Source organism: Cronobacter sp. JZ38 (genome assembly GCF_008932145.1).
GTDB lineage: Bacteria > Pseudomonadota > Gammaproteobacteria > Enterobacterales > Enterobacteriaceae > Cronobacter > Cronobacter muytjensii.
This window is the reverse complement of sequence record NZ_CP017662.1, coordinates 2649284-2667349: the sequence shown is the minus strand read 5'-3', so window position 1 is coordinate 2667349 and position 18066 is coordinate 2649284. Positions and strand designations below refer to the sequence as shown.

Sequence of the window (18066 nt, the reverse complement as noted above, 5' to 3'; positions counted from 1 at the left end):
CAATCCCCCGCAAGGGGGATTTTTTTCGCCGCTCTTAGCCCTCTGGCATCAGCGCGCGGCATTCGCCGAGCACAAACTGGCGCAGCCAGCGGTGCGCCGGGTCGGCCTCTGAGCGCGGGTGCCACATCTGCGATACCGTAATGGGGCGGGTCGCCACCGGCAGTTCAAACCACGCGATACCGGGTGCGGGCGGCAGGTTTATCAGAAACGACGCGGGCACCAGCGCCACCAGATCGCTTGCGCGCGCGACCGCCAGCGCCGCCGGAAAGCCCGGCACCACGGCGGCGACCGTGCGCGTAAGGCCGAGCGCCGCCAGCCCCTCATCCACCGGCCCGGTGAGCAGGCCGCGCCGCGAGGCCACCACATGCGGCCAGGCGACATACTCCTGCGGCGTCACGCCAGCGCGCGCCGCCAGCGGGTGGCCGTCTATTACCACGCCCACAAAACGGTCCTGGAACAGCCGTTGCAGCCTGATTTCCGGCCCCATCTCGCCCGGCACGCCGATTTCCAGATCCGCTTCACCTTCGCGCAGTGGCCGGTCGGTTTTAACGGGCTTCGGCGCAAAACGCAGGCGCACGCCGGGCGCAGCGCTGGCGGCGCGGGCGATAAGGCGCGGACCGAACGCCTCCACAAACCCGTCGTTGGCGCGAAGCGTAAATGTCTGCTGATGGGTGGCGATATCGAATGCCTGCGGCGCGGGGCGTAGCACGGCGCGGGCGGCAAATACTGCGCTCTGCGTACGCTCGCGGATAGCGTGCGCGTAAGGCGTAAGCACCATCTGGCGGCCGGCGCGCACCAGCAGCGGATCGCCAGTGGCCTCACGCAGACGGCCCAGCGTACGGCTCATCGCCGAGGCGCTTAATCCGAGCCGCCGCGCGGCCGCCGCTACGCTTTTCTCGGCCAGTAATACATCCAGCGCGAACAACAGGTTCAGATCCGGCTCATTCATTATTCAGGCTCCGGGGAACGCCATGAGATAAGGCGTTTCATGCAGGTTTACAGTGCAATCGTTGCGTCTTCCGCCTTGTATCGCCTGAAAGTAGAGTTAACGCAAGCACACTTTTTCCTGAGGTTATGATGACACTGTTTTCCAGCCTGCCCGGCGATGAAGGGCTGCCGGGGCGCGAGCGGGCGCTCGCGATGATCGCGGTGATGACCAGCACGACGATGGCCGTGTTTGACGGCGCGATGGTAAATATCGCGCTGCCGGATATTGCCCGTGAATTACAGGTGAGCGCGGCGGATGCCGTCTGGGTGGCGAACGGCTATCTGCTGGCCGCCGCCATGACGCTCGCGATTTTCGCGGCGCTGGCAGGAAGGCTTGGCTTTCGCACGCTATTTGCCGCAGGCGTGGGGCTTTTTACACTGGCGTCGCTCGGCTGCGCGCTGGCCGATTCGCTCTCATGGCTGGTGGCGATGCGGTTTTTACAGGGCATTGGCGGAGCGGCGACGCTCAGCATCGCGCCGGCTATCCTGCGTACCGTTTTTCCCAACCGGCTGCTGGGGCGCATTCTCGGGATGAACGCGCTGCTTATCGCCACCAGCACGGCGGTGGCGCCGGTTCTCGGTGGCGCGCTGCTGGCCTGGCTCGGCTGGCCGTGGCTGTTTGCGATTAATCTCGCGCCAGGGGCGCTCGCGCTGTGGCTGACGCTGCGCACTCTTCCGCAGGCGCGTCGCCCGGCTCACGGGCCGTTTGACGTTCCGGGCGCGCTGCTCTCGGCGCTGATGCTGGGGGCGGTGGTGATGGCGCCGGACGCCGTATCGTTGCATGCCATGTTTGGCTTCGGCGCGCTGGCGGCGCTGTCGGGCGCCGCGCTGGTCTGGCGTCTCAGACGCGCGCCGGAGCCGCTTCTGCCGCCGCAGCTCTTTGCCAGCCCCCGTTTTACCCTGGCCGCGCTTACTTCGCTGGCGTCGTTTATCAGCCAGGGAATGACCTTTGTGGCGCTGCCGTTTCTGTTTCAGAGCGTGTATGGCTACAGCGCGCTGAACGCGGCGCTGCTTTTCACCGCCTGGCCGGTGGGCATTATGCTGGTCGCCCCCTGTGCCGGACGCCTTGCCGACCGCCACGCGCCGGCGCTTATCGCAACCGCCGGGCTTGCAGTGTTCGTGGCGGGCCTCGTGGCGCTGGCGCTGTTGCCCGCGCAGGCGAGCGCAGGGGATATCAGCCTGCGCGGATTGCTGTGCGGCCTGGGCTTTGGCGTTTTTCAAAGCCCGAATAACCGCGAAATGCTGGCGAATGCCTCGCGCGAGCACAGCGGCTATGCCTCCGGCGTGCTGGCGATTATGCGCACGTTCGGTCAGTGCGTAGGGGCGGCGTTGGTCGGGGTTATCCTGGCGCTCGGCGCGCCATCTGAGGAGAGCCTGGCGCAGGCGTCTGGTGTGAGGCTCGCGCTGTGGGTCGCTGCCGCCGCGTCGCTGCTCGCACTCGGCGTCAGCCTCAGCCGGCTGCGACGCGGCTGACCCGCCAATACCCGCGCCTGGCGGCGGGTTATAAAAACAGGCGCGCCGCTCTGGCGTGTGTTAAGGTCGTTTTCTAATCACTACAGAGGGCTAACGTATGCCAAAAAACGTCGTGGCAATTCTACCTGGCGGACAGGTTGAGCATGTTGCTGTTGCCGATGAGTTAGAAGTAATGCGCATTAGCGGTGAGAAGGGCGCCACGCTTGAGCTGCCGATTGAGAGCTATAAGCTGGATGGCGAAACGTATCTGGTGGCGCGGTTTTCCAGTCTGGTAAGCGAACAGGAGACCGAAAGCGCTATCCGTCAGTTTTATTAATTCCTCGCTACGGGGGCCTTGCCCCTGTAGCGGTTTATTCTCGCGTCAGAATCGTTTCTCGCTGGTGAGTGAGGATGAGAGTTTACGCAAGGCCTCGACATCCAGTTCCGGCTTCTCTTTATCCAGCACGCAGGCAATAGAAAGCAGTTCATTAAACTGTGTGAGTAATATTTCGGTATCCGATTTTAACGGATTATCTTCCGCATCCAGCGCCGCATTGATGGCTTTTTTAACGCCTTCAACCATCTCTTCCATACCGCCGTTTTTCCCGATAGTCATGAGCATGGCGCTTAACAGTAACGCCTGCGCTTCCACCTGGGCCGTCAGAATTTTCGCTTCCGCATCCATTTTCGAGATTTTGGCAATCATGCTGTAAATCACATTATTCATGAGACTTCCTCCTTTGCCCGACCAGCATATCAGTGGGGCAAATATGGACAATGTTGTGTAGTCTTAAATGAGCGCAGCGCGCCTGTAAAAGCCTGACGACGGCACTGGCCTGCGCGCGGCCGCGCGGCGAACAGCGGCTGGCCACGCGCAGGTAACAATATTTGTTATAAAATCGGCTACATAATATATACACGATAACCGTTCCCGGTGCCCGGGCCTGCACCGTTAAAACAGCGGGCTAAATCGCATAATTAACATTAAATGGCGCTGTGGGACGCAAGCGCAGACACATTCAAAATAATTATCCCGGCGAGGAGAGACAGGTAATGAATAAAATGAATGGCCAGTGCCATTGCGGCGCGGTGAAATTTACCGTGGAGTTAACGGACGGGCTGAATACCGCCCGGCGTTGCAATTGCTCTTATTGTCGAATGCGCGGCGCGGTAGTGGTTTCCGCGCCGCTCACCGGTATTACGGTGCTGGAGGGTAAGGAAAAACTGACGGAGTATCGCTTTAATACCCGCCAGGCGGCACACTATTTCTGCTCGGTTTGCGGCATATATACTTTCCATCAGCGGCGCTCCAACCCGGACCAGTATGGCGTGAATGTCGCGTGCCTCGAAGGTATATCCCCCTTTGACTTTCCTGAAATCACCGTGACCGAAGGCATCCACCATCCGAATGATGGCGGTGGCGGCGTAGCGGGCTATTTACGCTATACGCGCGCGAAACCGGGCGAGTAACAAACCTGGCGTCGCGTCAATCATTCAGCCTTCGGGATAGTCAATGCGGTAGCCGTCGTCTGACTCACGCACCCAGGCAAAGCCCTGGCGGCCAAGATGCATACCCGCCACCAGTAATTGCTCGCGGGCGGCCTGCGCCAGAAGGCGCTTGCGGGTGGCGGCGGCCTGCGCCGGATCGTGGTCAAAGACGATAGACACGCCCGGTCGCGCGGACTGGATATGCGGGAAATGCACGATATCGCCCCAGATAAGCAGGCGTTCTCCTTTTGAATCAATGCGAAACCCGGTATGGCCCGGCGTGTGTCCTGGCAGCCAGACCGGGCGAATACCGTCGGTGATGGCGGTATCGCCGGAGATAAAGCGCAGACGCGGCGCATAACCATCCAGCGTGCGGCGGGCGAGCAGAATAGCGCGCTGTACTCGTTCGCTTGCGCCCTCAAGCCGCGCGTCGTCGCGCCAGAACGCCGCTTCCAGAGGATGCAGCCAGAGCGCGGCGCGCGGGTAGACCGGCGCGCCCTGGCTATCCAGCAGGCCGCCGAGATGATCGGGATGGCCGTGGGTCAGTAATATCGTATCCACCTCCTGCGGCGTCACGCCGAGTGTTCGCAGGGCAGCGAGCAGCTCCCCGCCCGCCTGGTTCAGCCCGCCGGTACCGGCATCCACCAGCATCACGTGCCCCTGACCGCGGATCAGATAACCATTGATATGAATCTCGCCGGGCGCGGCGACCCCGGCGGTGCGCTGAAGCGCATCGGCCCCGGCGGTGGGGATGCCTGTTAACAGATCGAGACTCGCGTCCATCTTGCCGTCGCTTATCGCGGTGACCTGGAAATCGCCAACCTGGCGTGAAGGAAAAGCGGGATGGTCCATAAAGCCCTCCTGGACGTGGTGCATATTGACATTTCGTCACGCTAAAGGCTGCCATCGCCCCGGCAAAGCGATACTATGGCACGCCTTAATGAGCTTTTGTCACTGACGGGCGCAAGCCCGTCCGCAGGAGGAGCCACGATGCGCAGAAAAATCCCCGGCAGCGCGTCGCTGCAGGCGTTCGAGGCGGCCGCGCGGCACGGTAATTTCGCCCGTGCCGCGCAGGAGCTTTCGCTGACGGAAGGCGCCATCAGCCGCCAGATAGCGAAGCTGGAAGCGCTGCTCGGCTGTCAGTTGTTCGACCGCGCCGGCAGCCGCGTCAGGCTGAATCCGGCCGGCGCGCGCTACGCCCACCGCGTGCGCGAAACGCTGGAGCGACTCGATCGCGACACGCAATACCTGATGGGGTTGCCGGAGGGCGGCAGGAGCCTGGACATCGCCGCGCTGCCCACCTTCACCAGCCGCTGGCTTATTCCGCGGCTCGGGCGTTTTTACGCCCGACATCCTGACATCACGCTGAATATCGCCGCCCGAACCGAGCCGTTTATCCTGAACGGCAGCGGTTTTGACGCGGCCCTGCATTATGACAGCCCCGCCTGGGCCGGAATGCGCGTCACGAGGCTTTTTGAAGAGCGGCTGGTGCCGGTGTGCCACCCGGCGCTGCTGAGCGCAGGGGAGGGGGAGCCGCTGAACCGACTGCCGCGCATCCACCGCCGCCAGAACCCTGACGCCTGGCTGCGATGGGCGCAGGAGACCGGTATGCATCTGGATAACCCGGCGCAGGGCGCGCGCTACGATCTGCATGAAATGGCGATTGCCGCTGCGCTTGCCGGTCAGGGTGTGGCGCTGGTACCGCGCGGGTATGTCGAAGATGAACTGGCGCGTGGCGCGCTGGTAGCGCCCTGGCCGGGGGCATCGACGCTCAGCAAAACGTTCTGTCTGGTAAAACCCGTGGAGAGCGGCGTTAACGATGCGGCGCTGGCTGCGTTTGAGGTATGGTTACAGGACGACATTCAGACGGAATAAGCATCAACAGGGCGGCCTGCAAGGCCGCGGAGAGAAACGCCGCCGGTACGTTGCGCTCACCGGCGGCGGTCAGGCGTTACGCGCGCAGCGGCTCGCCGCGCACCGGACGATCGCCTGCGACGAAATAGCTCGCCGTGCTGCGCGGCAGCGGCGCGCGACCGCGAATGTTATCCGCAATCTTCTCGCCAATCATGATGGTGGTCGCGTTCAGGTTGCCGGTGATAATCAGCGGCATAATGGACGCATCCACCACCCGCAGCCCTTCGAGCCCGTGTACGCGACCTTCGCCATCCACCACGGCCATCTCATCGCTGCCCATTTTGCAGGTGCCGCAGGGGTGATAGGCGGTTTCCGCGTGGTTACGCACAAACTCATCAAGCTGTTCATCGGTCTGACAGTCGATGCCCGGACTGATCTCACGGCCACGGAATTTATCCAGCGCCGGCTGGTTGATTATCTGGCGCGTGATGCGAATTGCGTCGCGGAACTCCTGCCAGTCCTGCTCGTGCGACATGTAGTTGAACAGGATAGCCGGATGCTGGCGCGGATCGCGCGATTTAATGCGCACATGGCCGCGGCTCGGCGAGCGCATGGAGCCGACGTGGCACTGGAAACCGTGCGCTTCCACCGCATTGGAGCCGTTATAGTTTATCGCCACCGGCAGGAAGTGGTACTGAATATTCGGCCAGGCGAACTCCTCGCGGCTGCGGATAAAGCCGCCGCCCTCGAAGTGGTTGCTGGCCCCGATGCCGGTGCCGTTAAAGAGCCACTCCGCGCCGATTTTCGGCTGGTTCCACCATTTTAGCGCCGGGTAGAGCGACACCGGTTCTTTACATTCGTATTGCAGATACATCTCCAGGTGATCCTGAAGGTTCTCGCCGACGCCCGGCAGATCGTGGACCACAGGAATATCAAACTGCTTCAGGAACGCGGCGTTGCCGACGCCCGAGCGCTGAAGGATTTGCGGCGAGGCGATGGCACCCGCGCAGAGCAGCACTTCACGGTGCGCGGTCGCTTTATGCGGCGCGTTGCTGGCCCCGTGGAGATACTCCACGCCCACGGCGCGTTTGTTGTCGAACAGAATGCGATCGGTTATGGCGTGGGTGATGATTTTCAGGTTCGGACGCGGCTTCGCGGTGTCGAGATAGCCGCGCGCGGTGCTGGAGCGGCGGCCTTTCGGCGTCACGAAACGGTCCATCGGGCCAAACCCTTCCTGCTGATAGCCGTTCAGATCGTCGGTACGCGGATACCCCGCCTGCACGCCTGCTTCAATCATCGCCGCGAACAGCGGATTGTTGCCGGGTTTGCAGGTGGTGATGCTCACCGGGCCGTCGCCGCCGTGGTAATCGTTAGCGCCGATATCGCGCGTTTCCGATTTCCGGTAGTAGGGCAGGCAGTCGAGATAAGTCCAGCGCTCAAGACCGGGCTGCTGCGCCCAGTTGTCGAGATCCATCGCGTTGCCGCGCACATAACACATGCCGTTAATCAGCGACGATCCGCCAAGCCCTTTACCGCGTCCGCACTCCATGCGGCGGTTATTCATGTATGGCTCAGGCTCAGTCTCATACGCCCAGTTGTAGCGTTTTCCCTGTAGCGGGTAAGCCAGCGCCGCCGGCATCTGGGTGCGGAAGTCAAAGCGGTAATCCGGGCCGCCCGCTTCCAGCAGTAATACGGTGACGTCACTGTCTTCGGTCAGTCTTGTTGCCAAAACATTCCCTGCGGATCCGGCTCCGATAATGATGTAATCAAATTCCATTAGTCGTTCCTCAGGTTAAAAATAAATCAAAATACGGACTGAAAGCGGGTCATCTCGACCTGCACGGATTTCACCTGCGTATAGCTTTGCAGGGTCATCAGCCCGTTCTCGCGGCCAATGCCGGAGTGCTTATAGCCGCCGACCGGCATCTCGGCGGCGGATTCGCCCCAGGTGTTGATCCAGCAGATGCCCGCTTCAATCTGGTGAATGACGCGGTGCGCGCGGTTGAGATCCTGCGTAACGACGCCCGCCGCCAGGCCGTAATCGGTGGCGTTGGCGCGTTTCACCGCTTCTTCTTCGCTCTCATAAGTGAGAATCGACATGACCGGCCCGAAGATCTCCTCGCGCACGATGGTCATCTCATCGCGACAGTCAGTGAAGACGGTCGGCTCGACCCATGCGCCGTTATCAAATCCCTCGCCGGTCATGCGTTTGCCGCCGCACAGCAGGCGCGCGCCTTCACGGATACCGGTCTCGATGTAGCGCATCACGTTGTCGCGGTGCGCGAAGCTGACCATCGGCCCGAAATTCGTCGCCGGATCGTTGAGATCGCCCGCTTTAATGCGCGCCACGCGCTCGGCGATTTTCGCCTCGAAGGGCGCCTTAAGTTTCGCCGGGATAAAGACGCGCGTACCGTTGGTGCAGACCTGGCCTGAACTGTAGAAGTTGGCCATCATGGCGATGTCGGCGGCGAGACTCAGATCCGCGTCGTCAAAAATGATGAGCGGCGATTTTCCGCCAAGCTCCATGGTGACCTCTTTCAGCGTCGAGCCCGCCGCGTTCGCCATCACTTTTTTGCCGCTGGCGACGCCGCCGGTAAACGAGACTTTGTCGATGCCGGGGTGTTCCGTCAGCAACTGGCCGGTGACCGCGCCACGGCCGTTCAGCACGCTGAAGACGCCGTCCGGCAGGCCCGCTTCGGTGTAGATTTCCGCGAGTTTCAGTGCGGTGAGCGGCGTGACTTCGCTTGGCTTGAAGATCATGGCGTTGCCCGCAGCCAGCGCCGGGGCAGATTTCCACAGCGCAATCTGGATGGGGTAGTTCCAGGCGCCAATCCCCGCCACCACGCCAAGCGGTTCGCGGCGGGTATACACAAAAGCGGTATCGCGCAGCGGGATCTGCTGGCCTTCCAGCGCGGGGATAAGCCCGGCGTAATATTCCAGCACGTCGGCGCCGGTGACGATATCGACCGCCTGGGTTTCGCTCAGCGGTTTGCCGGTGTCGAGGGTTTCAAGCGCGGCCAGCTCGTCATTGCGATCGCGCAGAATATCCACGGCGCGGCGCAGAATGCGCGAGCGTTCCATCGCGGTCATCGCCGCCCAGATTTTCTGGCCTTTGCGCGCGGCTTCGACGGCGCGATCCACGTCGGCCTGACCGGCTTCATGAACCTCGGCGAGCACGTCGCCGTTCGCCGGGTTGATGGTCTGGAAGGTATTGCCCGCCGCTGCCGGGACATATTTGCCATCAATATAAAGCTGCTGTTCTGCGAATCGGGACATGATTCCTCCTTCTTAAGGGTGCTCTGCGCCAGCCAGCTGCTGACGGATGAATTGAGTGGTGAGCGTTCTGGCGGTATCCAGATTAAACGGCTTGCCGCTCAGCGCCGCGCGCAGCCACAGGCCATCAATCAGCGAGGCCAGGCCGTGCGCCGCCAGTCGCGCCTGTTCGCGCGGCAGTTCGCGGCGAAACTCGGCGGCGAGCGTCGAAAACAGTCGACGGCTGCTGACGCGCTCCAGACGCCCGAGCTGCGGCTGATGCATGCTGCTTGCCCAGAAATCGAGCCAGGCTTTCATCGCCGCGCTGTGTACCTGGGTGTCGTCGAAGTTGCCTTCGACAATCGCCAGCAGACGCGCCTCGGTGCTGGCCTGGCCCAGCGGTTTGAGCCGGGCGGCGACGGCGTCGCGTAGCTGGCGGGTGATGTCACGCATGGTGGCTTCCAGCAGGCCGTTTTTATCTTTGAAATAGTGGCTGATGATCCCCGCCGAGACGCCCGCCCGGCGCGCAATCTGCGCGATGGTGGCGTCGTTTATCCCGACGTCATTAATGGTGCTCAGCGTTGCATCAATTAACTGCCTGCGCCGTATCGGCTGCATTCCCACTTTTGGCATGACCCCGGACTCCCGCTCACCACGATGTTAAGACTATTAGAACTTTTTTTGATTGGACGTTCAATATAAAAAAAGAAATTGTTAAGATGTTGTGATTGAATTGTCGCAAAAGCGGAGCGGTGCGCTACGCTATCTGGCAATTAATCACCGTTATGAACGATCGGGGGGCGCAGAGAAGGGCCTGGCGAGGCCGGTAAATGACCACGCACTTTTTAAAGGATGACAGGACATTAACCAGAGGTAACCGATGACGAATCCACCTGCCAGTGAAAAAAACAGAATTAACGCCGTAGTGTTCTACACGTCAGCCGCGCTGATTCTGACTTTTTCACTGGTCACCATTTTATTCAGCAAGCAGTCCGCAGACTGGATCCAGCTGGCGGTAAACTGGGTCTCAGCGACGTTCGGCTGGTATTACATGCTGGCTGCCACGCTCTATATCGTGTTCGTGATTTTCATGGCCTGTTCACGCTATGGCGATATCAAACTAGGACCGGAGCAGTCGAAACCGGAGTTCAGCCTGCCGAGCTGGTCAGCTATGCTGTTCGCCGCCGGTATCGGCATCGACCTGATGTTTTTCTCGGTCGCCGAACCGGTGACGCAATATATGCAGCCGCCGACGGGGACGGGGCAGACGATAGAAGCCGCGCGTCAGGCGATGGTCTGGACGCTGTTCCACTACGGGCTGACGGGCTGGTCGATGTACGCGCTGATGGGCATCGCGCTGGGCTACTTTAGCTATCGCTACAACCTGCCGCTGACCATTCGCTCCGCGCTGTACCCTATTTTCGGCAAGCGCATTAACGGGCCGATAGGCCATACCGTGGATATCGCGGCGGTGATAGGCACCATTTTCGGTATCGCCACGACGCTCGGCATTGGCGTGGTGCAGCTCAATTACGGCCTGAAAGTACTGTTCGATATTCCCGAAGGGCTGACGGCGCAAATGGCGCTGATTGTGCTGTCGGTTGTCATCGCCACCATTTCAGTCACCTCGGGCGTCGATAAAGGCATTCGTTTTCTTTCTGAGCTCAACGTTATCCTGGCGCTGGGGCTTATCCTGTTTGTGCTTTTTATGGGCAAAACCGATTTTCTGCTAAACGCGCTGGTGCTGAATATCGGGGATTACATCCATCGCTTTATGGGGATGACGCTCGACACGTTCGCCTTTGATATGCCGCGCCAGTGGATGAACAGCTGGACGCTCTTCTTCTGGGCCTGGTGGGTGGCGTGGTCGCCGTTTGTCGGGCTGTTCCTGGCGCGTATTTCACGCGGGCGCACTATTCGCCAGTTCGTGCTGGGCACGTTGATTATTCCGTTTACCTTTACGCTGCTGTGGCTGTCGGTGTTTGGCAACGCCGCGCTGTATGAAATTATCCACGGCGACGCCGGGTTTGCACAGGAGGTTATCGCCCATGCGGAGCGCGGCTTCTACAGCCTGCTTGCGGAATATCCGGCCTTTAAGCTGAGCGCCTCGGTCGCCACCATTACCGGGATGCTGTTCTACGTGACCTCCGCCGATTCCGGCTCGCTGGTACTGGCGAACTTCACCTCGAAGCTCAAAGACATCAACAGCGACGCCGCCAACTGGCTGCGTATTTTCTGGTCGGTCGCGATTGGCGTGCTGACGATGGGCATGCTGATGACCAACGGCATTTCGGCGCTGCAAAACACGACGGTGATTATGGGGCTGCCGTTCAGCTTCGTGATTTTCTTTGTTATGGCCGGGCTGTATAAATCGCTGAAGGTGGAAGATCACCGCCGCGCCAGCGCCAGCCGCGATACCGCGCCCTATATTCCGTCTGGCAATGACCGTCTGAGCTGGAAAAAGCGGCTGTCGCGCCTGATGAACTACCCGGGCGCGCGCTATACCCAGCAGATGATGGAAACGGTGATTTTCCCGGCGATGCAGGATGTCGCGAAGGAGCTGGAATTGCGCGGCGGGCGCGTCTCGCTGCGTAAAGTCGACGCCGACGAAGCGCCGCCGCTGGGTTATCTTGATCTGCGCGTGCATCTTGGCGAGGAGCAGGATTTTGTTTATCAGGTCTGGCCGCAGCAATATTCGGTGCCAGGCTTTACCTACCGCGCCCGCAGCGGGAAATCGCACTATTTCCGTCTGGAAACCTTTCTGCTGGAGGGCAGTCAGGGTAATGACCTGATGGATTACAACAAGGAACAGGTGATTATCGATATTCTCGACCAGTACGAGCGTCATCTGAACTTTATCCACCTCCACCGCGAGGCGCCAGGCAATAACCTGGTCTTCCCGGAGCTGTAAAAGAAAAAGGCCACGTGAGTGGCCTTTTTTGTTAACGTTGCCGCCTTACCCAAAGGAGACGCCACTATGCAACGCTGGACGATCCACTGGCTGGAAGCGCAGGGCGATTTAAGCGATTACCGCGCCCGGATCCATGACGAGACCGCCGCCGCGTACGAAACGCTGGCCGCGATAATGATGCCGCCGCGACTCGACATTCTGGTGCATCGCGCGCCGGGGCAGGTTATCCCGGAGATTGGCCTTGCGGGCCGCGCGTATCACGGCGCGCTTTTCAGTATGGGCATTGACCCGGATAACCTTCATCTCACGTCATCCCTGACGGACGGCACGCTGCGCAGGCAGATTCTGCATGAAGTACATCACTGTATGCGAATGGCAGGGCCTGGCTATGGCTGGACGCCTGGCGAAGCGCTGGTGAGCGAAGGGCTTGCAGGCCAGTTTGTGACCTGGCTGATGGGCAGCGCGCCGGAGCCCTGGGAGCGCGCGCTGGAAAGCGCTGCCTTAACCGCCGCGCCAGTGAGTGTCGCCGCGCTGGGTGACACCCGATATGACCATGCCGCCTGGTTTTTCGGCACCGGCGCGCTGCCCCGCTGGTACGGTTATACGCTTGGCTATGAAATGGTGGGCGCATGGCTTGGAGACATTGGCGAACCTGACCCTGAGCGCCGGGTGGCGGTGTCGGCGCAGGAAGTGATTGCGGCGGCGCGTCGCCACGGGCTGGCAGGCGAATAGCGGGACGCTTATCGTCCCGCACAATAGATTAGCGTGTTCACGTCGGCTTCTGCTCATGGTGTAGCCGACGCGCCCGGCAGATGTGAGCATGATTTTCATCCGCCCATTGCACGAGTTTTTTCATGGGCTCAAGAAAGGAATTACCGAGCGCGGTCAGCCGGTATTCGACTCTCGGCGGCACTTCAGGGTAGACCGTCCGGCTGATATAGCCGTCCATTTCAAGCCGTTTAAGCGTGCGCGAAAGCATCTGACGTGAGATATCGCCAATTTCCCGGTTCAGCTCGTTAAACCGCACCGTGCGCCCCGCCAGCGCCTCAAGGATCAGCAGACTCCACTGATCGCCAATCTGATTCAGTACGTCGCGTATCGGGCATGGCTGCCCGTATTGGGCGATGTCGTCACGTTCGTTTTTCGTCATGATGGTGAGCTAACCCCCCGTTAATAGTCACTTTTATGTGACTGAGTCAGAAAATTATGACCTCTTGTTGAGGCCGCGGGCGCACTGTACCATCCGTGCCCGTTACGGTCTATTTTCGTGACCAGGTATGAAATGACAACTGCGCACCAAAGAAGGAGAGAAAAGATGAAAAAAGCGATCGCGGGCGTTTTGATGGCGGCGAGCCTGCTTATTGCGAATGATGCCCTGGCGCACGCGCCTGCGCGTCAGGGCGCGGTCGAAGAGGCCAATCGTCAGTTGGTGCTTGATTTCTACGACCGGTTCTTTAATCGCCATGAAACCGCAGCGGCGGATGTGGTGGTGGATGATTACCGCCAGCACAATCCGGAGGTGCCGGACGGCAAAGCGCCGTTCGTTAACTATTTCAGCGGGTACTTTCGCGATAACCCGCAGTCACGCGCGAAGGTGATCCGCAGCGCGGCCGATGGCGACCTGGTCTGGTTGCAGGTGCATTCGACGAACGGTAGCCACGATCGCGGGCAGGCCGTTCTGGATATCTTCCGGGTGAAAAACGGCAAAATTGTCGAGCACTGGGACATTATCCAGGCGGTGCCGGAGAAGGCCGCGAACGACAATACGATGTTCTGAGACGCAGGCGCCGCGCGCTGACGCGGTGCCTGAATAATGCTGCGCTGCGCGAGTTGGTCAGGGTTGCCCCTGCATATCCCAGCGCGCCGAACCCATATCGTTATAAACACGATCATGGGTAAAAGGCGGGAATGTGGCACGCCCGGCGGCCTCTTTGAGCGCCTGACAATATGCTTGATCGCCATCCTTAATAATAAAATTCACCAGCCGCCCATCTTTTTCGAAATCAAGATGAACGGTACAGGTTTTTCCATTCCAGGCGTGAGGATCGGCGAGTGCCGCATCCAGCGCGGTTTTAATACCTGCGGCCTGCTTACCATAAATATCTTTATCAGAAACGCGTCCAGAATTTTTATAAATGCATGGGTCCAGCGCACGCGTTTTTTTACAACCGTCTGGCGCAAGCGGCGCGCAGCCTGCAACGCCCGCAACCATCAACATAACCAGCAGGAATTTTTTCATAGTAAGTCCATTTCCAGAGATAAAGACAAAGGCATATAAAGTATTGCCGCATTATGCCATGTGTATTATCGCCTGCGTGAGCAGCATCGGCTGTACCCCTTATTACCAGGAGGCATACGGACGTTATTCTGCATGGATAAGCAATGGCCTGGCGACAGCGGTAAAATGACATCTTATCGTTTACGCGTAAGCGTTCTCAGAATGTTACGGTGAGGGTTTCGTCGCATGAGTTTTTTCTGAAACAGCAGTAAAGCCGCATCGTTAAAACATTTTGCGGTACAGGTCCGGGCAGAAATCAAAGAGGCAGGAGATACTGAGAGTCTTTTTAAAATATCCGTTAGCGGAACAGCCCGCCGACCGATAACAGATGAGGGACATCTGATGCTGAAACCCAGCGATTATGCCAAAGCCGAAGGTTATAACGAGCTGACTCACGCCATTGGCACCGGGCCTGCCAGCCAGCTTATCGCGCATACCGTACGCGCGCTGGACGTCCAGGATAAAGAGATGCTTGGCGTCTTACTGAAAGTGGAATGTAAAAAACTGGCCCGTCTTGCGGCCCACTTCGAGCGGTTGAGTCCGGCCCATCCGGGCACCGCCGCCGCCCCGCAGTCGGAAGAAGAGACGATACAGGAAGCGGCGCGCTGGATTGCCGGCGCCTCGAATTCGGCCGCGGTATCTGCGCCGCTTATCACCAGTTATCTTTCGCACTACCTTAACTTTGGATTTTCCATCTCTTCTATCGCCGATGTCGATGAACTGCACCGCAGGGTCGCGCCCAATGCCAGTACCACGCCGCGCGGTATCGTGCCGAATGACACGCCGGTGCCTTCCTCTTTCTCCGGGCGTGCGCTGTTCAGCCAGCAGCTCGCGAAAAGCGCGGTGTCCGAACATTCGCCGCTCTACCCGCAGTGTCTTTTCGCCTGGATAACCGGCTGGCACCCGTTTCCGGACGGCAATGGCCGAACCGCGCGCGCGGCATATGCGATAACCGCCATCCGCAACGGAAGCTGGCGTCCGCTGACCAAACAGGACGAAGACCGCCTGAGTGGTCTGTAACCGGTAAAAACGTCGCATCTCATCAGGCGTTATCGCCCGTTTGTCGAGCGGTAGCGCTTTGCTTTACCTGTTGCGCAGGACCGCGAAATGTCCTGCGCCACTCTGTCGGACTTACGTTAAATTTCGCTTTAAAGCTCTGTCTGAAGGAGACAGGTGACTGATAACCCGCCAGCGCCGCCACGGTGCCGATATTGTGGTCGGTCGTTTCGAGCAGTTCCTGGCTGCGTTGAAGACGTTCCGCGCTTAGCCATTCCCCTACAGACATGCCGGTTGCTTTGGCGAAATGACGCGTAAATGTTCGGCGGCTCATGTTTGCGCGGCTCGCCAGCGTATCAACATCGTGGCGTATATTGAGGTTGCGACGCAGATAATCCATCAGCGCATTGATTTTACTGTCACGCGTAGTCACCGGCACTGCATGCTCAATAAATTGCGCCTGACCCCCTTCGCGATAAGGCGGCGTCACCATTCGACGCGCCACGCGGTTGGCCACCGCCGTGCCGCAACGTTCACGCACAATATTCAGACAACAATCAATACCGGCTGCTGTACCTGCGGACGTTATCAGGCGTTCATCGCGGGTATAGAGCGCGTTCCTGTCGAGTTTGACTGTCGGAAAGCGCGCAGCAAAATCATGCTCCACTTCCCAGTGTGTGGAGGCCCGACGGTTATCAAGCAGCCCACTATACGCAAGCACATAGGCCCCGAGGCATAACCCCACGACTTCGGCGCCTCGCGCCCAGGCGCGTGCCAGAGCGGTCAGCAGCGTCTGCGCCGGGCGCTCATCCGGATGGCTCCAGAAGGGAACTATCACAATATCCGCCGTTTCCAGAAGCTCCAGACCATGCTGAACGTTAATCGAAATGCCGATATCTGACACCACCACACCCGGCTCCAGCGCGCAAATCTCCACGTTGAACAGTCCCGCATCTGGCATGGCTTTGTCGAATACCATCGATGGAACCGATAGATGGAAAGGGCTGAATTCGCGTGTGGCGATAACAGCAATGGAGAGTGCAGACATGCAGTAGCTTCCTCTGATAAATCGTTCTAAGCATTGCGCAGGGGAACGGTAACGTGGAGACGACGTCTCCCCTGCGACATAACGCATCAGAAACTCAGCGTTTCACCATCTTCAGGAATACAGACCGATGCCTGAATTCCTTTTTCCGCCACGTACTGTCTGAGCATGTCGCGGCTTAACAGACAGTGGTTTACGGCTTCCATATGCGAGGCCACAATCGTGGCGGAAGGCAAATGTTCATGGGTACGCAGGACATCTTCCTGACCCATAATGATAGCGCCGATACCATCAACCTGAGCAAAGCCAGCGTTCAGCACCACCACATCAGGCCTGAATGTCATCAGGCTTTTTACATAGGGTTTTACCCAAATAGTATCGCCTGCAATATAGAGCGTTTTTTCACTCGTATGACGAAGCACGAGGCCGCAGGCGTCGCCTAAAAACCCGGCAAGAGCAGGGATCGCGTAAGCTTCATTACTGCCATGCTGACCATCGGTTTTGATCACGCTAACGCCGTTAATCAGCGTTTCATCGGACAACGGCTGCACACAGGTAAACCCCTGCGAGCGCAGCAGCGCTGCGTCCTGTTCATTCTGGGTATAAATGCGTTTATCTTTCGGAATAAGGTTCTGTGCCGCCTCGTCCCAGTGATCCTGATGGGTGTGAGTAACGATAATGACATCCACGTCTAACAGTGACGCTACGGAGACGGGCAGCGAGACCAGCGGGTTACGCAGATGTGAGCGCGCGGTGCCTGCAAAACCCGGCCATGCGGCTTTTTCCGCAAGCATTGGGTCGATAAGAAAGCGTGTGCCGGCATACTCCAGTTTTAATGTGGCGTTGCGAATCTGAGTCAGTTTCATCTTTACTCCTGCGTTTTGTTTAAGTGTCCGGCTTATCGGAACGGATGCAGGGATTATAAAAACTGGCCCGGTGCGCAGTGAGCAGGCCCACGGTCATTATTAGATGGAATCGGGTCAAGATGAATATAAGAAAAGCGCAAGGTCAGGCATCAACGGAAAGTACAGCATGCTGTGAAAAGCGCTGGCACCGCGGGTTACTGCACGGATGAGATGCGTCGCGTATGCTTAAAAGCGACAGGTATGACAGCGGCTACATACCGCAGGCTGATGGCGGTGGTAGCGCGCCCTGGTTAACCGTGACTAACAGGAGTCCGTGATGAAGAAAATTCCGTCGCTTATGGTGTTCACAGGCGTCCTTTTCAGCATGCAGACGCAGGCATCCAGCGATGACAGCTGGCAGACACTCTTTTCTGAGGTGAACAAGGCCTGCGTGGCTGCGGCGGGCATTACCCATGTGCAGATCTCAAAACCCGTGCTATTCCCTGATGAGGCCGGCATGGTGGGGCTGGTGCTGAAAGGCAGGACGGCGAAGGTGAAAAACGCCCTCAGCCTGATGTGTCTTTACGATAAAACGAAGAAAGATGACGTCCACCAGATTGGTGCACTGGCAGCTACAATAGCATCTGCATAATGCGAAACGGGGTGAATACGTAGCCCGAAACACTGACTCAGATGAATTACTTCAGAGGCTTAAGACGGACAGAAAGAAGAAACCAGAATACTACTGAATGGTGCGTCCGAGTGGACTCGAACCACCGACCCCCACCATGTCAAGGTGGTGCTCTAACCAACTGAGCTACGGACGCACATTAGGATGGTGCGTTCAATTGGACTCGAACCAACGACCCCCACCATGTCAAGGTGGTGCTCTAACCAACTGAGCTATGAACGCATTGCTGTGTGACAGCGGGGACGAATATTAACGGCAGCCCCGGCA

Annotated in this window: 19 protein-coding genes and 2 tRNA genes; 9 read left to right on the top strand and 12 right to left on the bottom strand. The window is 59.1% G+C overall.

What is annotated here, in order from left to right:
- Positions 1-34: 34 nt before the first annotated feature.
- The gene (locus BJP61_RS12750) at positions 35-949 is read right to left on the bottom strand and encodes a LysR family transcriptional regulator (protein WP_171998486.1); all 915 of its coding nucleotides are present in this window, start codon (positions 947-949) and stop codon (positions 35-37) included.
- Positions 950-1077: 128 nt separating this feature from the next.
- Between BJP61_RS12750 and BJP61_RS12745 the strand changes: the two genes are divergently transcribed.
- Both BJP61_RS12745 and BJP61_RS12740 read left to right on the top strand, forming a co-directional pair.
- Positions 1078-2460 carry an MFS transporter gene (locus BJP61_RS12745; RefSeq protein WP_171999325.1) on the top strand — a complete coding sequence of 461 codons (1383 nt, stop codon included), beginning with the start codon at positions 1078-1080 and terminating at the stop codon, positions 2458-2460.
- Positions 2461-2557: 97 nt separating this feature from the next.
- Positions 2558-2776, top strand: a complete 219-nt coding sequence (locus BJP61_RS12740; RefSeq protein ID WP_038863227.1) for a hypothetical protein — start codon at positions 2558-2560, stop codon at positions 2774-2776.
- A gap of 45 nt (positions 2777-2821) precedes the next feature.
- Here BJP61_RS12740 and iraP read toward each other — a convergent pair whose 3' ends face one another.
- On the bottom strand, positions 2822-3166 hold the full coding sequence (gene iraP, locus BJP61_RS12735; protein WP_038863226.1) for an anti-adapter protein IraP: 345 nt from the start codon (positions 3164-3166) through the stop codon (positions 2822-2824).
- Positions 3167-3492: 326 nt separating this feature from the next.
- Here iraP and BJP61_RS12730 point away from each other — a divergent pair, with 326 nt between their 5' ends.
- Positions 3493-3909, top strand: coding sequence for a GFA family protein (locus BJP61_RS12730; RefSeq protein WP_161581625.1), 417 nt, complete (start codon positions 3493-3495; stop codon positions 3907-3909).
- 24 nt (positions 3910-3933) lie between these two features.
- Here BJP61_RS12730 and BJP61_RS12725 read toward each other — a convergent pair whose 3' ends face one another.
- Positions 3934-4779 (bottom strand): MBL fold metallo-hydrolase, encoded by an 846-nt coding sequence (locus tag BJP61_RS12725; protein WP_171998485.1) that lies wholly within the window; start codon positions 4777-4779, stop codon positions 3934-3936.
- Between the two features lie 138 nt (positions 4780-4917).
- Between BJP61_RS12725 and BJP61_RS12720 the strand changes: the two genes are divergently transcribed.
- Complete coding sequence (locus tag BJP61_RS12720; RefSeq protein WP_171998484.1) at positions 4918-5802, top strand: LysR substrate-binding domain-containing protein; 885 nt, start codon at positions 4918-4920, stop codon at positions 5800-5802.
- 76 nt (positions 5803-5878) lie between these two features.
- Here BJP61_RS12720 and betA read toward each other — a convergent pair whose 3' ends face one another.
- The 3 genes from betA to betI are packed head-to-tail and all read right to left on the bottom strand — an operon-like array spanning position 5879 to position 9666.
- Positions 5879-7558, bottom strand: coding sequence for a choline dehydrogenase (gene betA / locus BJP61_RS12715; RefSeq protein ID WP_171998483.1), 1680 nt, complete (start codon positions 7556-7558; stop codon positions 5879-5881).
- 26 nt (positions 7559-7584) lie between these two features.
- Complete coding sequence (gene betB, locus BJP61_RS12710) at positions 7585-9057, bottom strand: betaine-aldehyde dehydrogenase (protein ID WP_038863219.1); 1473 nt, start codon at positions 9055-9057, stop codon at positions 7585-7587.
- Positions 9058-9069: 12 nt separating this feature from the next.
- Complete coding sequence (gene betI, locus BJP61_RS12705; RefSeq protein WP_038863217.1) at positions 9070-9666, bottom strand: transcriptional regulator BetI; 597 nt, start codon at positions 9664-9666, stop codon at positions 9070-9072.
- Positions 9667-9913: 247 nt separating this feature from the next.
- On the opposite strand from betI, the gene BJP61_RS12700 reads away from it, so the two are divergent.
- Positions 9914-11944, top strand: coding sequence for a choline transporter (locus tag BJP61_RS12700; protein WP_171998482.1), 2031 nt, complete (start codon positions 9914-9916; stop codon positions 11942-11944).
- A gap of 66 nt (positions 11945-12010) precedes the next feature.
- A complete protein-coding gene (locus BJP61_RS12695; RefSeq protein WP_171998481.1) occupies positions 12011-12676 on the top strand; it encodes a DUF2268 domain-containing putative Zn-dependent protease in 666 nt (221 codons plus the stop codon).
- 37 nt (positions 12677-12713) lie between these two features.
- Here the strand turns inward: BJP61_RS12695 and BJP61_RS12690 are convergent, their stop codons facing one another.
- Complete coding sequence (locus BJP61_RS12690) at positions 12714-13094, bottom strand: helix-turn-helix domain-containing protein (RefSeq protein ID WP_038863210.1); 381 nt, start codon at positions 13092-13094, stop codon at positions 12714-12716.
- A gap of 165 nt (positions 13095-13259) precedes the next feature.
- On the opposite strand from BJP61_RS12690, the gene BJP61_RS12685 reads away from it, so the two are divergent.
- Entirely contained in the window at positions 13260-13721 is a 462-nt protein-coding gene (locus tag BJP61_RS12685) for a nuclear transport factor 2 family protein (RefSeq protein WP_038863208.1), read from the top strand.
- Between the two features lie 57 nt (positions 13722-13778).
- Here the strand turns inward: BJP61_RS12685 and BJP61_RS12680 are convergent, their stop codons facing one another.
- The gene (locus tag BJP61_RS12680; RefSeq protein ID WP_171998480.1) at positions 13779-14183 is read right to left on the bottom strand and encodes a cell envelope integrity TolA C-terminal domain-containing protein; all 405 of its coding nucleotides are present in this window, start codon (positions 14181-14183) and stop codon (positions 13779-13781) included.
- Between the two features lie 381 nt (positions 14184-14564).
- Here BJP61_RS12680 and BJP61_RS12675 point away from each other — a divergent pair, with 381 nt between their 5' ends.
- A complete protein-coding gene (locus tag BJP61_RS12675; protein WP_038863207.1) occupies positions 14565-15242 on the top strand; it encodes a Fic family protein in 678 nt (225 codons plus the stop codon).
- A 22-nt stretch (positions 15243-15264) separates the two neighbouring features.
- On the opposite strand, the gene BJP61_RS12670 is transcribed toward BJP61_RS12675, so the two are convergent.
- Together BJP61_RS12670 and BJP61_RS12665 are read right to left on the bottom strand one after the other, a co-directional pair.
- Positions 15265-16266, bottom strand: a complete 1002-nt coding sequence (locus tag BJP61_RS12670; RefSeq protein WP_050568146.1) for a helix-turn-helix domain-containing protein — start codon at positions 16264-16266, stop codon at positions 15265-15267.
- Positions 16267-16352: 86 nt separating this feature from the next.
- Positions 16353-17129 carry an MBL fold metallo-hydrolase gene (locus BJP61_RS12665; RefSeq protein ID WP_161578951.1) on the bottom strand — a complete coding sequence of 259 codons (777 nt, stop codon included), beginning with the start codon at positions 17127-17129 and terminating at the stop codon, positions 16353-16355.
- A gap of 316 nt (positions 17130-17445) precedes the next feature.
- On the opposite strand from BJP61_RS12665, the gene BJP61_RS12660 reads away from it, so the two are divergent.
- Entirely contained in the window at positions 17446-17760 is a 315-nt protein-coding gene (locus BJP61_RS12660) for a hypothetical protein (RefSeq protein WP_171998479.1), read from the top strand.
- Between the two features lie 98 nt (positions 17761-17858).
- Here the strand turns inward: BJP61_RS12660 and BJP61_RS12655 are convergent.
- Positions 17859-17935, bottom strand: a tRNA-Val gene (locus tag BJP61_RS12655).
- Positions 17936-17944: 9 nt separating this feature from the next.
- A tRNA-Val gene (locus BJP61_RS12650) sits at positions 17945-18021 on the bottom strand.
- Between the last annotated feature and the right edge of the window lie 45 nt (positions 18022-18066).

What these genes read in the sequence shown, in the direction of transcription:
- BJP61_RS12750 (WP_171998486.1), bottom strand. Translation starts at nt 949, where the DNA reads ATGAATGAGCCGGATCTGAACCTGTTGTTCGCGCTGGATGTATTACTG.
- BJP61_RS12745 (WP_171999325.1), top strand. Translation starts at nt 1,078, where the DNA reads ATGACACTGTTTTCCAGCCTGCCCGGCGATGAAGGGCTGCCGGGGCGC.
- BJP61_RS12740 (WP_038863227.1), top strand. Translation starts at nt 2,558, where the DNA reads ATGCCAAAAAACGTCGTGGCAATTCTACCTGGCGGACAGGTTGAGCAT.
- iraP (WP_038863226.1), bottom strand. Translation starts at nt 3,166, where the DNA reads ATGAATAATGTGATTTACAGCATGATTGCCAAAATCTCGAAAATGGAT.
- BJP61_RS12730 (WP_161581625.1), top strand. Translation starts at nt 3,493, where the DNA reads ATGAATAAAATGAATGGCCAGTGCCATTGCGGCGCGGTGAAATTTACC.
- BJP61_RS12725 (WP_171998485.1), bottom strand. Translation starts at nt 4,779, where the DNA reads ATGGACCATCCCGCTTTTCCTTCACGCCAGGTTGGCGATTTCCAGGTC.
- BJP61_RS12720 (WP_171998484.1), top strand. Translation starts at nt 4,918, where the DNA reads ATGCGCAGAAAAATCCCCGGCAGCGCGTCGCTGCAGGCGTTCGAGGCG.
- betA (WP_171998483.1), bottom strand. Translation starts at nt 7,558, where the DNA reads ATGGAATTTGATTACATCATTATCGGAGCCGGATCCGCAGGGAATGTT.
- betB (WP_038863219.1), bottom strand. Translation starts at nt 9,057, where the DNA reads ATGTCCCGATTCGCAGAACAGCAGCTTTATATTGATGGCAAATATGTC.
- betI (WP_038863217.1), bottom strand. Translation starts at nt 9,666, where the DNA reads ATGCCAAAAGTGGGAATGCAGCCGATACGGCGCAGGCAGTTAATTGAT.
- BJP61_RS12700 (WP_171998482.1), top strand. Translation starts at nt 9,914, where the DNA reads ATGACGAATCCACCTGCCAGTGAAAAAAACAGAATTAACGCCGTAGTG.
- BJP61_RS12695 (WP_171998481.1), top strand. Translation starts at nt 12,011, where the DNA reads ATGCAACGCTGGACGATCCACTGGCTGGAAGCGCAGGGCGATTTAAGC.
- BJP61_RS12690 (WP_038863210.1), bottom strand. Translation starts at nt 13,094, where the DNA reads ATGACGAAAAACGAACGTGACGACATCGCCCAATACGGGCAGCCATGC.
- BJP61_RS12685 (WP_038863208.1), top strand. Translation starts at nt 13,260, where the DNA reads ATGAAAAAAGCGATCGCGGGCGTTTTGATGGCGGCGAGCCTGCTTATT.
- BJP61_RS12680 (WP_171998480.1), bottom strand. Translation starts at nt 14,183, where the DNA reads ATGAAAAAATTCCTGCTGGTTATGTTGATGGTTGCGGGCGTTGCAGGC.
- BJP61_RS12675 (WP_038863207.1), top strand. Translation starts at nt 14,565, where the DNA reads ATGCTGAAACCCAGCGATTATGCCAAAGCCGAAGGTTATAACGAGCTG.
- BJP61_RS12670 (WP_050568146.1), bottom strand. Translation starts at nt 16,266, where the DNA reads ATGTCTGCACTCTCCATTGCTGTTATCGCCACACGCGAATTCAGCCCT.
- BJP61_RS12665 (WP_161578951.1), bottom strand. Translation starts at nt 17,129, where the DNA reads ATGAAACTGACTCAGATTCGCAACGCCACATTAAAACTGGAGTATGCC.
- BJP61_RS12660 (WP_171998479.1), top strand. Translation starts at nt 17,446, where the DNA reads ATGAAGAAAATTCCGTCGCTTATGGTGTTCACAGGCGTCCTTTTCAGC.